This is a genomic window from Streptomyces sp. NPDC104581 (assembly GCF_055583685.1).
Genome location: NZ_JBVJNN010000001.1, coordinates 142,929 through 157,573, shown reverse-complemented (window position 1 = coordinate 157,573; position 14,645 = coordinate 142,929). Strand labels below are relative to the sequence as shown.

The 14,645-nt window shown below is 72.3% G+C and carries 16 protein-coding genes; 8 read left to right on the top strand and 8 right to left on the bottom strand.

Annotation, left to right across the window (positions count from 1 at the left end; translation table 11 throughout):
• Positions 1-123: 123 nt before the first annotated feature.
• The gene (locus tag ACZ61E_RS00675; RefSeq protein ID WP_469696345.1) at positions 124-312 is read right to left on the bottom strand and encodes a hypothetical protein; all 189 of its coding nucleotides are present in this window, start codon (positions 310-312) and stop codon (positions 124-126) included.
• A 254-nt stretch (positions 313-566) separates the two neighbouring features.
• Here ACZ61E_RS00675 and ACZ61E_RS00670 point away from each other — a divergent pair, with 254 nt between their 5' ends.
• From ACZ61E_RS00670 to ACZ61E_RS00650, 5 genes are all read left to right on the top strand, one after another.
• The gene (locus tag ACZ61E_RS00670; RefSeq protein ID WP_469696343.1) at positions 567-1,214 is read left to right on the top strand and encodes a TetR/AcrR family transcriptional regulator; all 648 of its coding nucleotides are present in this window, start codon (positions 567-569) and stop codon (positions 1,212-1,214) included.
• Between the two features lie 204 nt (positions 1,215-1,418).
• The gene (locus tag ACZ61E_RS00665; protein ID WP_469696341.1) at positions 1,419-2,660 is read left to right on the top strand and encodes an NAD(P)/FAD-dependent oxidoreductase; all 1,242 of its coding nucleotides are present in this window, start codon (positions 1,419-1,421) and stop codon (positions 2,658-2,660) included.
• A gap of 49 nt (positions 2,661-2,709) precedes the next feature.
• Entirely contained in the window at positions 2,710-3,939 is a 1,230-nt protein-coding gene (locus ACZ61E_RS00660) for a cytochrome P450 (RefSeq protein WP_469696339.1), read from the top strand.
• A gap of 36 nt (positions 3,940-3,975) precedes the next feature.
• Complete coding sequence (locus ACZ61E_RS00655) at positions 3,976-4,170, top strand: ferredoxin (protein ID WP_469696337.1); 195 nt, start codon at positions 3,976-3,978, stop codon at positions 4,168-4,170.
• Positions 4,171-4,352: 182 nt separating this feature from the next.
• A complete protein-coding gene (locus tag ACZ61E_RS00650) occupies positions 4,353-4,796 on the top strand; it encodes a DUF7144 family membrane protein (protein WP_469696336.1) in 444 nt (147 codons plus the stop codon).
• 69 nt (positions 4,797-4,865) lie between these two features.
• Here ACZ61E_RS00650 and ACZ61E_RS00645 read toward each other — a convergent pair whose 3' ends face one another.
• Positions 4,866-5,270 (bottom strand): DUF5997 family protein, encoded by a 405-nt coding sequence (locus ACZ61E_RS00645; RefSeq protein ID WP_469696335.1) that lies wholly within the window; start codon positions 5,268-5,270, stop codon positions 4,866-4,868.
• A 58-nt stretch (positions 5,271-5,328) separates the two neighbouring features.
• Here ACZ61E_RS00645 and ACZ61E_RS00640 point away from each other — a divergent pair, with 58 nt between their 5' ends.
• On the top strand, positions 5,329-6,138 hold the full coding sequence (locus ACZ61E_RS00640) for a LysR family substrate-binding domain-containing protein (RefSeq protein ID WP_469696333.1): 810 nt from the start codon (positions 5,329-5,331) through the stop codon (positions 6,136-6,138).
• A gap of 54 nt (positions 6,139-6,192) precedes the next feature.
• Here the strand turns inward: ACZ61E_RS00640 and ACZ61E_RS00635 are convergent, their stop codons facing one another.
• The 4 genes from ACZ61E_RS00635 to ACZ61E_RS00620 form a co-directional block, all read right to left on the bottom strand.
• Positions 6,193-6,666, bottom strand: coding sequence for an SRPBCC domain-containing protein (locus tag ACZ61E_RS00635; RefSeq protein ID WP_469696332.1), 474 nt, complete (start codon positions 6,664-6,666; stop codon positions 6,193-6,195).
• 32 nt (positions 6,667-6,698) lie between these two features.
• On the bottom strand, positions 6,699-7,499 hold the full coding sequence (locus tag ACZ61E_RS00630) for a PrsW family intramembrane metalloprotease (protein WP_469696330.1): 801 nt from the start codon (positions 7,497-7,499) through the stop codon (positions 6,699-6,701).
• A 150-nt stretch (positions 7,500-7,649) separates the two neighbouring features.
• Entirely contained in the window at positions 7,650-8,720 is a 1,071-nt protein-coding gene (locus ACZ61E_RS00625) for a hypothetical protein (protein WP_469696328.1), read from the bottom strand.
• Positions 8,721-8,808: 88 nt separating this feature from the next.
• Positions 8,809-9,636: an aldo/keto reductase gene (locus ACZ61E_RS00620; protein WP_469696327.1), complete on the bottom strand. Its 828-nt coding sequence runs from the start codon at positions 9,634-9,636 to the stop codon at positions 8,809-8,811.
• Positions 9,637-9,899: 263 nt separating this feature from the next.
• On the opposite strand from ACZ61E_RS00620, the gene ACZ61E_RS00615 reads away from it, so the two are divergent.
• Together ACZ61E_RS00615 and ACZ61E_RS00610 are read left to right on the top strand one after the other, a co-directional pair.
• Positions 9,900-11,156 carry a glycosyltransferase family 4 protein gene (locus tag ACZ61E_RS00615; protein ID WP_469696326.1) on the top strand — a complete coding sequence of 419 codons (1,257 nt, stop codon included), beginning with the start codon at positions 9,900-9,902 and terminating at the stop codon, positions 11,154-11,156.
• Positions 11,153-12,040 carry a hypothetical protein gene (locus ACZ61E_RS00610; RefSeq protein ID WP_469696325.1) on the top strand — a complete coding sequence of 296 codons (888 nt, stop codon included), beginning with the start codon at positions 11,153-11,155 and terminating at the stop codon, positions 12,038-12,040. Before ACZ61E_RS00615 ends, ACZ61E_RS00610 begins: the two co-directional genes overlap by 4 nt.
• A 58-nt stretch (positions 12,041-12,098) precedes the next feature.
• Here ACZ61E_RS00610 and pgm read toward each other — a convergent pair whose 3' ends face one another.
• Together pgm and ACZ61E_RS00600 are read right to left on the bottom strand one after the other, a co-directional pair.
• Entirely contained in the window at positions 12,099-13,745 is a 1,647-nt protein-coding gene (gene pgm, locus ACZ61E_RS00605) for a phosphoglucomutase (alpha-D-glucose-1,6-bisphosphate-dependent) (protein WP_469696323.1), read from the bottom strand.
• Positions 13,746-13,779: 34 nt separating this feature from the next.
• On the bottom strand, positions 13,780-14,391 hold the full coding sequence (locus tag ACZ61E_RS00600) for a TetR/AcrR family transcriptional regulator (RefSeq protein ID WP_469696322.1): 612 nt from the start codon (positions 14,389-14,391) through the stop codon (positions 13,780-13,782).
• Positions 14,392-14,645: the final 254 nt, after the last annotated feature.

Below are 14,645 nucleotides of genomic sequence, written 5' to 3'. Positions count from 1 at the left end.
GTCCGGGTGGCGACGGCGTCGGTCGTGCCGCGCGAACACCGCGGATCGCGTCGGCCGACGGGTCCTCGGACGCCGGCCGGCCCCTCGCGGAACACCGCGAGGGGCCGGCGACTGCGAGAAGACTTAGAACTGGTTGCCGAAGACGATGATCGTGTTGAAGCTGTCCTCGATCCAGGTGTTGGCGATCTCGCTGTTCACGATGTTGGTGCTCTCGTGCTCCCCGCCCCGCTCACCGGCGGTGGCGGCGCTCGCGCTGCCGAGCAGCGTGAGGGCGGCGAGGGCGGTGGCGGCGACAGTCGTACGGAGACGCATTGGTTTCCCTTTCTGTTAGGGGTGTTGCGGACTCTGCGTCTATTGACGCCGGGCGCTTCCCGATAACCGGCCCGCCGGGGAGACCACTCCGTTGCCGGGCAGCGAGCGGCCGAATGAACCAGCCCCACCGCGTCGATATTAAGTCAGTCGCTTGCTTTAGCGCGCTGCGCGCGCTTCACTGATCACACGGCCACAGCCGACCACGAGGAGGCGTGATGGATCCCCCCGAGCGGAGTGCCGGTACGCTCGTGCGCGTGACACGGAAGACCGGCCGAGGGGAACGGGCCGACGCGACGCGGGAATTGATCCTCGCCACCGCGGAGCGGCTGTTCGCCGAACACGGGGTGTTCGCGGTCTCCAACCGCCAGGTCAGCGAAGCCGCCGGTCAGGGCAACAACGCCGCCGTCGGCTACCACTTCGGTACGAAGACCGACCTCGTCCGGGCCATCGTCCGCAAGCACGCGCCGCCGGTCGAACAGCTCCGGAGCCGCATGGTGGACGACGCCGGCGACTCCTCCGACGTACGGGACTGGGTGGCCTGTCTGGTGCGCCCGGTCACCGACCACCTCGCCGAGCTCGGCAGCCCCACCTGGTACGCCCGGTTCACCGCACAGATCATGACCGACCCGGGGCTGCGCCGGATCGTGGTCACCGACTCGCTCGACGCGTCCTCACTCCACCGGATCATCCGGGGACTCGACGAGTGCCTGCCGGATCTGCCCGCCGAAGTACGGGCGGAGCGCGGTGACATGGCCCGTCAGCTGATGGTGCACATGTGCGCCGAACGGGAACGGGCGCTCGCGCTCGCGACGGCCACTCCGCGCTCCAGCTGGCGCGACGCCGGCACCGGTCTGATCGACGCGATCGTCGGGCTGTGGCTGGCCCCCGTCACCCGCCCCTGACCGCGCTCCACCCTGACCGCGTTCCACTTTGACCGCGACTTCCCCCGAACGCACCCGGCGTCCGATCGGCACTCCCGCTCGATCATCCCCTCACCCCCATGGGCTCGTCCGCCCCCAGGCGTTCCGTTCCGGGCCCCCGCACGTCCCGCCACCCCCGCGCACCCCCACATTCCTTCCCGAACCGCAGACGGAGGACTTCCGACGATGAGAGCAACAGTGGGCCGTTCAGGGCACACCGGGGTCGGCGGGGCCACCGACGTGGTGGTGGTCGGCGCCTCGGCCGCCGGACTGAGCACCGTCGAAGCACTGCGACGCCTGGGCTGCACGGGCAGGGTGACCGTCGTCGGCGCCGAGCCGCACCAGCCGTACGACCGGCCTCCCCTGTCGAAGCAGGTACTCGCCGGGACCTGGCCACCCGAACGGACCCAACTGCGCCCGGAGGAAGCCCTGTCGGCGCTCGACGCGGAATTCGTACTATGCGACCCGGCGGTCGGCCTGGACGTGGCGACCCGTGAGGTGCGCACCGCGTCGGGCCGGACACTGCGCGCCGACGCGGTGGTCGTGGCCACCGGAACACGTCCCAGAACCCTGCCGGGCCAGGCCGGGCTCTCCGGCGTCCACCTGCTGCGCACCCTCGACGACGCGCTCGCGCTCCGCGCCGCACTGCCCGGTGCCGCGCGGCTCGTGGTCGTCGGCGACGGCGTGCTCGGCGCCGAGATCGCCGCCACCGCCGGCACCCTGGGCCCCGACGTCACCGTCGTCGGACCTCAGCACGCACTGATGGCCGGACAACTCGGCCACAGCACGGCTGAGTTGCTCACCGAACTGCACACCGGGCGCGGGGTCCGGCCACGACTCGGGGCCGCAGTCCGCGAGTTGGCCGCCGACTCCGGGACCGTCACCGGAGTACGCCTGGACGACGGGGATCTGCTGCCCGCCGACCTCGTCGTGGTCGCGATCGGCACCGAACCGGTGACCGGCTGGCTCCACGGCAGCGGCCTGCCGGTGGACAACGGGCTGGTCTGCGACTCCCGTTGCCGGGCGGCCGACGGCGTGTACGCCGTGGGGGACGTGGCGCGGTGGCATCACGAACACCTCGGCGGGCCGATCCGGCTGGAGAACCGCACCAACGCCTCCGAACAGGCCGTCACGGTCGCCGCCAACATCCTCGGCGCCGACCGCGCGTACACCCCGGTGCCGTACTTCTGGACGGACCAGTACGACACGAAGATCCAGCTGCACGGTGCCGTACCCGCAGGCGCCGACGCCGACATGACGGTGGTGGACGGGGACCCGGCGACGGGTCGGTTCGTCGTCCGGTACCGAAGCGCGGGCGCCGTCACCGGAGTTCTCGGCTGGAACATGCCCAAGCAGACCCGGCAGCGCCGCCAGGAAGTGGCCGACGCGCTCGCCGCCCGGCCGGCCCGGACCCCCGCCCCGCGCTGACCGCCACACACCTCGGAGCCCCCCCACCACACCCCCTTGGAGCGGACACATGACCAGCACCGCCGAACCGGCCGGCGAGAGCCCGGCCGCGGTACCGCACTTCCCGATGACCCGGGCGGCCGGCTGCCCGTTCGACCCGCCGCCGACCGCGGTGGCCCAGCAGAAGCGGGCCCCGCTCACCAGGGTCCGGCTCTGGGACGACAGCACCCCCTGGCTGGTGACCCGGTACGCCGAACAGCGCGCCCTGCTCGCCGACCCACGGGTCAGCGCCGACATCAACCGGCCCGGCTACCCGCTCCAGGTGGCGCTTCCGCCCGGCCACCGGTCCGTCGGCTTCATCCTGAAGGACGACCCCGAACACGCCCGGCTGCGGCGCATGGTGACGGCGCCGTTCGCCGTCAAACGGGTCGCCGCGCTGCGCCCCGCCGTCCAGCGGATCGTCGACGAGCTGATCGACGACATGCTGGCCGGTCCCCAACCGGTCGACCTGGTCGACGCGTTCGCCCTGCCGGTGCCCTCGCTGGTCATCTGCGAACTGCTCGGAGTCCCTTACGCCGACCACGACTTCTTCCAGCAGAACAGCAAGATCGTCATCAGGCGCGAGGCCGACCCCGGGCAGCGGACGGGCGCACAGGGCGCGCTCCTGGGCTATCTGGACGACCTCATGGGCCGGAAGCTCGCCGAGCCCGCCGACGACCTGCTCTCCGGCCTCGCCGAGCGGGTGAGGGCGGGTGAGCTGACCCGTGACGAAGCGGCCCAGACGGGCGTGCTGCTGCTGATCGCCGGACACGAGACCACCGCGAACATGATCGCGCTCGGTACGCTCGCGCTGCTCGAACACCCCGCCCAACTGGCGCTTCTGCGGGACTCCGACGACCCGGAAGTGGTCGTGTCGGCCGTCGAGGAGCTGCTGCGCTATCTCAGCATCGTCCACAACGGCCGGCGCCGGGTCGCGCTCGAGGACATCGACATCGCCGGAGAACGCGTCCGCGCGGGCGAGGGTCTGATCATGGCCAACGACATCGGCAACCGCGACCCCGACGCCTTCCCGGATCCCGACCGCCTCGACATCGGGCGCGACGCCCGGCACCACGTGGCGTTCGGGTTCGGCGTCCACCAGTGCCTGGGCCAGCCACTGGCCCGGCTGGAACTCCAGGTCGTCTACAGCACCCTGTACCGCCGCGTCCCCACCCTGCGGCTCGCGGGCGACATCGAGAGCCTCCCGTTCAAGCACGACGGCAACGTCTACGGGGTGTACGAACTGCCCGTCACCTGGTGACGGTTCCCCCCTCACAGCACCGACGAAGGAGCCTTCATGAAGATCAGCCTCGACCAGGACAAGTGCGTCGCGTCGGGACAGTGCGTGGTCGCCGCCTCGGACGTGTTCGACCAGCGCGACGAGGACGGCATCGCCGTACTCCTGACGGCCGAGCCCCCGGACGGCCGGGCCGGCGACACCCGTCACGCCGCGTCCGTCTGCCCGGCGCTCGCCATCCACATCGAGGAGTGACTCTCCGTGAGAGCCGGTCCGCGGGCCGTGAAGGAGGCCCCGGGCGGCAGCGCCGTACCGGTCCGTGACCGTTCACCCGAACGGACCAGTCCGGGTGGTCGTGGGGGCGGGAGCGGCGGATTGTCGGCCCCATGCCGGAGTGGTCCGGAGAGCGGGCCACGCACTCGGCCGAGGAGGCTCTCATGGCTCAGACCGCGTCCCCTTCGGGGGCACATCACACACCGTCCCGCGGTGGGCACGGCAGCCACGCGTGGGCGACCGGTGGGGCGATGTTCGCCGGTGTGCTGCTGTTCGTGGACGGCGTCCTGGCCGTCCTGAACGGTGTCGTCAGCATCGCGCGGGACAACGTGTACACGCTCAACGGCAGCTACACGTACCAGTTCACCCTGACCTCGTGGGGCTGGATCCATCTCGTGGTGGGCGTGCTCCTGGTCCTCACCGGCCTGGGCATCATGACCGGCGCGCCCTGGGCCAGGGTGATCGGGGTGGGCATGGCTGCCGTGAGCATCGTCGCGAACTTCATGTGGCTGCCCTACCAGCCCGTCTGGGCGGTGATCGCCATCGCGATCGGCGTCTTCGTGATCTGGTCCCTGCTGACCGACCGCGGCAGGGCGCCCGCCCGGTAGGCCCCGCGCCGGGCGGTGGGCCGCCCACCGGCCCGCCGCCCCGCTACCGGCCCGCCGCCCCGCCGCCGGTCAGGTACGCGGGCGGCGGGCCCGCTCGGCGCGCTCCGCGTTCTTCTCCTTGATCCGGACCGCCTCCTTGCGCACCTCGGCCTGGGTGGCGCGCTCGCGCCGCAGCCACGCGGGAAGCTCCTCCTTCAGCGCGTCGATCTGCGCCGTCGTGAGGGCCTCGGTGACACCGCCGCGGGCGAGCCCGGCGATCGAGACACCGAGCTTGGCGGCGACCACCGGACGCGGATGCGGGCCCTCGCGCCGCAGCTCCAGCAGCCACTGCGGCGGATCGGCCTGGAGCGCGTTCAACTCACCGCGCGAGACGACGCCTTCCCGGAAGTCGGCGGGGGTGGCTTCGAGGTACACACCCAGTTTCTTCGCCGCCGTGGCGGGTTTCATGGTCTGGGTGGTCTGGTGCGACGTCATGGTGCCAAGGGTATCGAGCCGGTGCGGGGCTCCCGACCACGGCCGGTAGCCTGGCGGCGTGACTGGCTCGGAGGTACCCCTCGCTTCCCCCGCGTTCCGCCTCGCGTACGTGCCGGGAGTGATCCCCGGCAAGTGGGTGCGGATCTGGCACGAGCGGCTGCCCGAGATCCCGCTGACCCTCACCACGGTGTCCGCGGCCGAGGCGGCGGACACCCTGCGCGCGGGCGGCGCGGACGCGGGGTTCGTCCGCCTGCCCGTCGACCGGACCGGTCTCAGCGCCATCCCGCTCTACACCGAGACGACCGTCGTCCTCGTCCCGAAGGACCACCTCGTGGCGGCCGTCGACGAGGTGTCCGTCGCGGATCTCGCCGACGACATCGTGCTGCACCCGCTCGACGACGCGCTCGACTGGGCGGGACCCCTGCCAGGACGGCCGGCGAACGAGCGTCCCGTCACGACGGCGGACGCCGTCGAACTGGTCGCGGCGGGCATCGGCCTCCTCGTCGTCCCGCAGTCCCTGGCCCGGCTGCACCACCGCAAGGACCTCACCTACCGGCCGGTTACCGGCGCTCCCGAGTCGCGTGTCGCCCTGTCGTGGCCGGAGGAGCGGACCACCGACCTGGTCGAGGAGTTCATCGGGATCGTCCGGGGCCGCACCGTCAACAGCTCACGGGGCCGCCGACCGGCCCCGGCGCAGGGGCAGCAGGCGTCGAAGGCCAAGCCGGGAGCGAAGCAGGGCGGTTCCGACGCGGGCGCCGCGCGGCGCAAGCCGGCGGGCGGCAGGTCGACCGGGAAGAACCCCCGAGGCGGCGGCGGTTCGGGCGGGGCGAGGAGCGGCAGGCGCGGCAGACCCGGCCGCCGCTCGTAGCGCACCGCGGCCTCCGTGAGCGGTCGCGGTGCGCGGTTCCGTACGGAGGCGGTGTCAGCCGGCCGGCCGCTCGTCCCCCTCGACGAGCCGGGCGAGATTGTCCAGGGCCATGCGCTGACCCGTCTCGTTGTCCGCCGCCGGCACCGTGTCCGGGACGCCCTCGTGCAGCAGGACCACCTCCGTACCGCCGTCCACGTCGGTGAGTGTGGTCGTGATGGTCATGGTGCCGCGCAGCGCCGGGTCGGGAGTCTCGAACTCAAGGACCTCCACCACCCGTTCGTCCGGGACCAGCCGTTCGAAGTGCCCGTGGTACGTGTCGGTGTTCGCCGCCGACTTGCCGGTGTCCGTCGGCGCGTCGTAGATGAGCGAGACACGGAACCGCCCGCCCTCTCGGCCGTCGAACTCGTGCACCTGACTGCTCATACCGGCGGGCACCCGCCACCGGGCGACCGCGTCCCCGTCCAGCAGGGCGCGGTAGACGACCGCCCGCGGGGCCCGTACGCGCCGGGAGACCTGAGTGGAGTACATGGGGACCAACGTAGCTCCTGCCGTACCTCACCTCACGGGCGTCGTACGCTCCCGGACGGGCTGTCCCAGGTCAGGGTGTCGCTCCGGTGGAGTTCCACGAGGAGCCAGCCGAGCGAGACCGCCGCCAGGAGGAAGTACATGACGCGGCTGGTGGCGCCGTCCCACAGCGCGTGCAGGGTGACCGCGAGCACGAAGGTGACGACGAGCCGAACGGTGGCCGCCGCCGACCATCGCGCCGCCACGGCCGTCCACAGCGCTCCGCAGATCAGTCCGGTCCACGCCATGTGGGCCGCGGGCGAGGTCAGTCCACGCAGGAACAGGGTCTCCTCCACATCGCCGATGTTCCCCTGGGACGCCAGCAGCGCCGTGAAGGCGTACCCCATCGTCTCCAGCGCGGCGAACCCCATACCGGCCGCGACCCCGATGAGCAGTCCGTCCCCGACGTGCACGGTGCCGCGCCGCCACTGCCACACAAGGATCAGCACCGGGACGATGAGCTTGCAGGACTCCTCGATCAGACCGATGCCGATCAGGGACGTCGTACCCAGGCCGCGGAGCGTCTCGAACTCCAGCCGTCCGGCGGTCACGATGCCGACCACGCCGCCGAACAGGGCCGCGATCGCGAGCACGAAGGGCCCGATGCGCCACTCACCGGTACGACCGGCGACGAAGGTCAGGAAGGCGAGGGGGACGACGACCGCCCCCAACAGGATCATGGACGGCACGTAGTTGATGTTGCCGGTGTCGATGAGGGTGCTCTGTACGAGGAAGTAGAGCCCGAGCCCGACGGCCAGTACGGGCAGCCATGCCCACTTGCGCATGGTCGTCGGCATTCCACAGCACCTCGTTCTCGCTCGACGGCAGTGAAGCCACCGCAGCGTAAGCCGCGCCGGGGTGCCGGAGGGCGCAGCGACCCGGCCGCGTCGCGACGGCGCCGCACGACCGTCGGCGTTCCGCCGGCGGTGACGACGGCCCGGCGTCGCTCATGCCATCGACAGCCCCAGCCCGTAGTACGTCACGCGGTACTCGCCCACGTCCCCGGCCTCGGTGCCGATCAGCAGGTCCTCGGGGGACCGCACGCCCATCGCGCGGGCGGTCGCCACGATCGTCTCGGCCAGGGCCTGGCCGGCGGGTTCACCGGGACCGCCCGCGTCGATCCGCAACCGCGGGTGTCGGGCGTCGGGCCAGGGCCTGCCGGTCGACGGGTGCTCGGCCGCCGTGCCCCATCCCAGCGACGCCGGGTCGACCACCTCGTCCGCGAAGGCGGCGATCATCAGCCGGTCCCCGCAGTCGATGTCGAAGAGGATCGGCGCTCCCTTGCCCTCGATCCGGCCGTAGATCGGCATCCACATCGGGGTCCGGAGCGCGGTCGTCTCCGCCGGCAGCGTGGTCAGGAACGCGGCGAGCGCCCGGGTCACCGTCTCCCAGCTGTGTGCCCGCCAGCCGCCGGGGAAGGTCAGGCCCCCGTTGGAGGCGTCGGCCCGGAAGCCGAAGAAGCCGGTGATGCCGTGCTCCTCGCCGTTCCCCTGGCGGACGAACCAGCTCTCCGCCGGATCGGTCGGCTGGAGGACCAGCTCGGGTCCCGTCCGGCCCGCGCGCAGTTCGAGCGTGTCCGACTCGCCACGCCAGCGCAGATACGGGGAGCCCCAGTTCTCCACCGGGCGCAGGAACGGCGTGAGCCTGCCGTGCACCCCCATGATCGACGGCTGGCCGAGCGCTCCGGTCAGCTCGTCCTTGGCCAGCCGGAAGGCCTCCGCCTGGGAGGCCGCGTCCGGCGCGGCATGCCGTACGGGGACGGCCAGTTCGACGTACGCCTCGCTGCTCACATGGCGTTCCTCGTACTTGCCGACGGGGCGCAGCCGTGCGTCACCGGTGGAGCGTCCGGTGGCCACGGCGGGACTGTCGCTCCAGCCCCAGCCGAGCCGGACGACCAGTGCGCGCGTGGCGTCGCGCGTCCAGCCGCCGGTCTCCGACGCGCGGAGGCGGACCGCCAGGGCCGCGAGGGTTTCGTCCGTGGCGCTGTGTGACGGTGCGCTGCCCGGTTGTTCGGTCATACGACAAATCTTGCCGTACGCGCGGAGCGATCTCCGCCCAAGTTTGCGGAGTTGGAACATCGGTCACGGACCGGGCGGGGACCGGGCGTCAGCCGTTCATGAGGTCGGGGTCGGGGCCGGTGCGCTCGTTCCGGTTCAGGGCGGAGATGTCGGAGATGTCGGCCTCGCTCAGTTCGAAGTCGAACAGGGCGAAGTTCTCCTCGACCCGCTCGCGGGTCACGGACTTCGGGAAGACGACGTCCCCGCGCTGGATGTGCCAGCGGAGCGTGACCTGTGCCGGGGTGCGCCCGGCCGCGTCGGCGATGCGGGTGATGACCGGGTCGTCGAGCACCCTGCCCTTGGCGATGGGGGACCAGGACTCGGTGGCGATGCCCTGTTCGGTGTTGAACGCCCTGACCTCGTCCTGGGTGAGGTACGGATGCACCTCCACCTGGTTGACGGCGGGGACGACCACGGAGCCGTCGAGGAGACGGCGGAGGTGGTTCGGCTGGAAGTTGGAGACGCCGATGGCGCTCGCCCGGCCGGAGCGGTAGATCTCCTCCAGCGCCTTCCAGGTCTCCACGAAGTCCCCGACACCGGGCAGCGGCCAGTGGATCAGGAAGAGATCGAGACGCTCCAGCCCGAGGTCCTCCATGCTCCGGTCGAACGCGGCGAGCGCGTCGTCCGGCGCGTGGTAGGGGTTGTTCAGCTTGCTGGTGACGAAGATGTCGTCCCGGTCGAGCCCGGAGTCGCGGACCGCCTGACCGACTTCCTTCTCGTTGCCGTACATCTGCGCGGTGTCGATGTGCCGGTAGCCGATCTCCAGGGCCGTCAGCGTCGCCTCCCGGGTCTCGGCCGGCGGGATCTGGAAGGTGCCGAAGCCGAGCTGGGGGATGTCCACGCCGTTGTTCAGCGTGATGTCGGGTACCGCGGTCATGGTCGCTCCTTTGTGTGCCGCCTCGGCGGCAGTGAGGGTTCGGTCCACAGGGGCGCCTTCCCGATCGTATTGCCGGTAAAACGGCGTAATGCGGCAAATGACCGGGAGCCGGCGCGCGGCCCCGTCCGAGCCCGGTGTCCGGTCCGGGTGTCCGGGCGCGGTTCCGGCGGCGCGTCAGCCTGCCACGTCACGACCGGGCGCCTTTCTCCTCACCAAGGGGTTACGCAAGCAACCTTCGTGGAGCGCGACCCGTCATCCACGGCATGAAGATCTCATTTCTAATACACAACGCGTATGGGATAGGAGGGACGATCACCACCACGTTCAACCTCGCCCGCGCGCTGGCCGATCGGCACGAAGTGGAGATCATCTCGGCTCTCCGGCACCGGGAGCGGCCGAACCTCACACCCGACCCGCGTGTACGGCTGCGCCCCCTGGTGGACCTGCGGCACGAGAAGAACGACCCGCGGCATCTGACACCGGCGAAGGTCTTCCCCTCGTCCGAGTACCGCTACCGGCAGTACAGCGCGCTCACCGACGAGCGCATCGGCGAGGCGCTGGCGTCGCTCGACGCGGACGTCGTCGTGGGTACCCGCCCCGGCCTCAACGTGCACCTGGCCCTCCAGGCCCCCGAGCGGACGGTGCGCGTCGGGCAGGAACACCTCACGCTCGACAACCACCCGCCGCGCCTGCGCAACGCGCTGCGCCGGGTCTACCCGCGGCTGGACGCGATCACCCCCGTCACCGAGGCCGACGCCGCCTCCTACCGGCGCAAGATGCGGCTGCCGGGCGTGCGCGTGCAGGCGCTGCCCAACAGCGTCCCGGCCCCCGCCCTCCCGCCGGCCGACGGCCGCGAGCGCGTCGTGATGGCCGCCGGACGGCTGGTGCCGGTCAAGCGGTTCGACCTGCTGATCGAGGCATTCGCCGCGGTCGCCGCCGAGCACCCCGACTGGCAGCTGCGCGTCTACGGCAAGGGCGAGGAACGGGACCGGCTGCGCGGGCTCATCGACGCGCTCGGCCTGCACAACAACGTGTTCCTGATGGGGGCCGTGACACCGATGGAGGCCGAGTGGGTGAAGGGCTCCATCGGGGCGGCGACCTCCAACTTCGAGCCGTTCGGCATGACCATCGTCGAGGCGATGCGCTGCGGGCTGCCCGTCGTGAGCACCGACTGCGCGTACGGCCCCGGCGAGATCATCACCCCCGGCGAGGACGGCAGGCTGGTGCCCGTCGGAGACCGTGACGCGCTGGCCGGCGCCCTGCTGGACCTCGTGCGCGACGACGAGCTGCGCCGCCGGATGGGGCGCGCCGCGCTGGAGAACTCCCGCCGATTCGCCCCCGCCCCCGTCGTCGCCCGGGCCGAGCGGCTCTTCGAGGAGTTGCTCGCGGCCCGGACCGAAGGCCGGCCACCGGCGCGCGGAACGGACCACGCCCTGGTGAGCGGCGGGTACGCGGCCAAGGACACCGCGCTCGTCGCGGCCAGCAGTGTCGTGCGGACCGTACGGAAGGCACGGCGATGAGCGGCGGTGACGGCGGCGTGACGGACGGACCGGTGGCCGGGCCCCGCGCGGACACGACCGTGGACGGCGAGGGGCGGCTGGCCGTGGAGATGACGCTGCCGCTGCCCGCCACCGCGCGGCCCCGGCTGCTGCTCCGGCCGCGCCCGCCGAAGGGGTGGCCGAAGGAGCGGGCCGACCGGTGGCTGGAGGAGACCGGCCGTGCCGTCGCGCTGGAGCCCGTGGGGCAGGACCGGTGGCGGGCCGTCCTGGAGACGGCGCCCGCGCTCGGGGAGGGCCGCTGGGACGCGTACGTGCTGGCCGCGCCGGGGGAGGAGCGCGTACCGCTGCTGCCCGGTCCGCGCGATCTGCGCGCGCTGGTCTCCGGCTTCGGCGACGGCCGCGGGACGCCGCTCGCGGTCCGGATCCCGTACGCCACCAAGGACGGCCGGCTCGCCGTACGGGCCTGGCTGCGGGCCGCGCACGCGGAGGCCGGCCGCATCGACTTCCCGGACGGCTCGATGACCGTGACGGCGCGGCTGTTCGGCGCCCGGCTGGGGGACGGCGCCGCGGTGTCGCTGCACCGGCGGGGCCGGGAGACCGCCGTACGGGAGAGCCCCCTCCGGCCGCGTGGGGAGCGGGACTTCACGTTCACCGTCGACCACCTGGACCTGCCGGCGGAGGGCGGCGGGGCCGGGGCGGGGACGGCACCGGCGGTCTGGGACGTGTACGTCCGCCCGGCCGCCGGCGCGCCGCTGATCCGGGTGGCCCGGCTGCTGGACGACATCGCGGACCGCAAGACGGTCTTCGTCTACCCGGCCGCCGCACTCGGCGCGCTGACGGCACGTCCGTACTACACGGTCGACAACGACCTCTCGGTGGAGGTGGTCTCGCCGGGCGGCAACTGAACACAGCCGCCCCGCAACACCGCTGACGCACCGTCAGCAGCCGCTCCCGGCGGCGCCGTCAGCCCGCGGCGCCCAGCGCCCCGGACACCAGGGCCTTCGCCTCCTCCTGCACCTCGCCGAGGTGCTCCGGGCCGCGGAAGCTCTCCGCGTACACCTTGTACACGTCCTCCGTGCCCGATGGGCGCGCCGCGAACCAGGCGCTGTCCGTGCAGACCTTCAGACCGCCGATCGCCGCGCCGTTGCCCGGAGCCTCGGTGAGGACGGCGGTGATGGGCTCGCCGGCCAGCGTGCCGGCGGTGACCTGGCCGGCCGACAGCTTCGCGAGGACCGCCTTCTCCCGCCGGGTCGCGGGGGCGTCGACGCGGGCGTAGGCCGGGGCACCGAAGCGGTCCGTGAGCGCCGCGTAGTGCTGCGACGGGGTGGCGCCCGTGACAGCGGTGATCTCCGAGGCCAGCAGGGCGAGCAGGATGCCGTCCTTGTCGGTCGTCCACACGCTCCCGTCCCGGCGCAGGAAGGACGCGCCGGCGCTCTCCTCGCCGCCGAAACCCAGGCTCCCGTCGTAGAGACCGTCCACGAACCACTTGAATCCCACCGGCACTTCGACCAGCGTCCGGCCGAGGTCGGCGGCGACCCGGTCGATCATCGAGGAGGAGACCAGCGTCTTGCCGATCCCGGTACCGGCCGGCCACCCGTCGCGGTGCGCGCAGAGGTACTGGATGGCGACGGCCAGATAGTGGTTGGGATTCATCAGACCACCGTCGGGCGTGACGATGCCGTGCCGGTCGGCGTCGGCGTCGTTGCCGGTGGCGATGGTGTATTCGTCGCGCCGCGCGATCAGCGAGGCCATGGCGTGCGGCGACGAGCAGTCCATCCGGATTCTGCCGTCCCAGTCCAGCGTCATGAACCGCCACGTGGGGTCGGCCAGCGGGTTCACCACCGTCAGGTCGAGCCGGTGCCGCTCGGCGATACGGCCCCAGTACCCGACGGACGCGCCGCCGAGCGGGTCGGCGCCGATCCTGATCCCGGCCGCCCGCACCGCGTCCAGGTCCAGCACCGACGGCAGGTCGTCGACGTACCGGCCCAGGAAGTCGTGCCGCCCCGTGGTGTCGGCGGCCAGCGCCCGCGCGTACGGGATCCGGCGGACCTCCTTGAGCCCCGCCTCGATCAGGGCGTTGGCGCGGTCCTGGATCCAGGAGGTGGCGTCGGAGCCGGCCGGGCCGCCGTTGGGCGGGTTGTACTTGAAGCCGCCGTCGGCAGGCGGGTTGTGCGAGGGCGTGACGACGATGCCGTCGGCGAGGCCCCCGGTACGGCCCCGGTTGTACGTCAGGATCGCGAGCGACACGGCGGGTGTGGGCGTGTAGCCGTCCTCGGAGTCGACCAGGACGGTGGCGCCGTTGGCGGCCAGCACCTCCAGCGCCGTGACGCGGGCCGGTTCGGACAGGGCGTGCGTGTCGGCCCCGAGGAACAGCGGCCCGTCGGTGCCCTGCCGGGTCCGGTAGTCGCAGATCGCCTGGGTGGTGGCGGCGATGTGGTCCTCGTTGAACGCCGCCACGAGGGCGGAGCCGCGGTGCCCCGACGTACCGAAGGCGACCCGCTGCGCGGGCTCCGCCGGATCCGGGTGCAGCGCGTAATAGGCCGTCACCAGCCGCGCCACGTCCACCAGATCTCCCGGCTGCGCCGGCTGCCCGGCCCTCTCGTGCACCATCCGCGAACTCCAAATCGTGTCGGTCGACCGGGCCCTACGTAACCCTATGAGGTGAGGCTGCGCCAGTGGGCACCGTGGCCGCCCGCGGCCAGTGCTCCAGCAGCACATGGAGCGCTTCGACGGTCCGTTCCCAGGACGCCTGGACGTCACGGTCGGCCGCGAAGCCGCCGTTGGCCTCCAGGGCGCTGAACCCGTGGAAGGTGCTGCGCAGCAGCCGTACGGCATCGGTCAGGTCCGGCTCCGCCAGGCCGTACGCCCGGAGCATCCCGTAGGTCAGCTCGATGGTCCGCAGATACGCCGGGGGAGGGGGCGTCGGCACCGGTTCGATCCGCAGCTGGGTGGCCGTGTAGAGGCCGGGGCGTTCCAGCGCGAACGCCCGGTAGGCGTCGGCGAACGCGGTGAGCGAGTCCCGGCCGGCCCGGCCCGCCACCGCGGTGCCGACCCGCTCGGCGAACTCCTCCACGGCCACCAGCGCGATTCTGACCCGCAGGTCAGCGGCGTTCCTGAGGTGGGCGTAGAGGCTCGCGTCCCTCACGCCGAAGCGGCGGGCGAGCGCGGCCACCGTGACGTTCTCGAAGCCCACCTCGTCCGCCAGTTCGGCCCCTGCCTCGGTCAGCCGCTCGATCGTCAGTCCCGCGCGCGCCACGGGCCCCACCTCCTGTGCCCGGCCCGGTTCGACATGGGTGCCAGCATACCTAGGGGAAATAATTATTTGCCTAATGCTATTAGGCGGCGCATGGCTCCGACGTCATGAAAGCCCTGACCGGGGGAGGAGATCCGTACGTCGTTCGTCAATTGCTCCGGGGGAGAAGCGGCGTGCCTTCCGTGACGCCTTTCCCGGCCCGCCCGGTTCCCGGCGGGAGCGGACCGGCCACCGCCGGGAATATGCTCGGGCCCGTA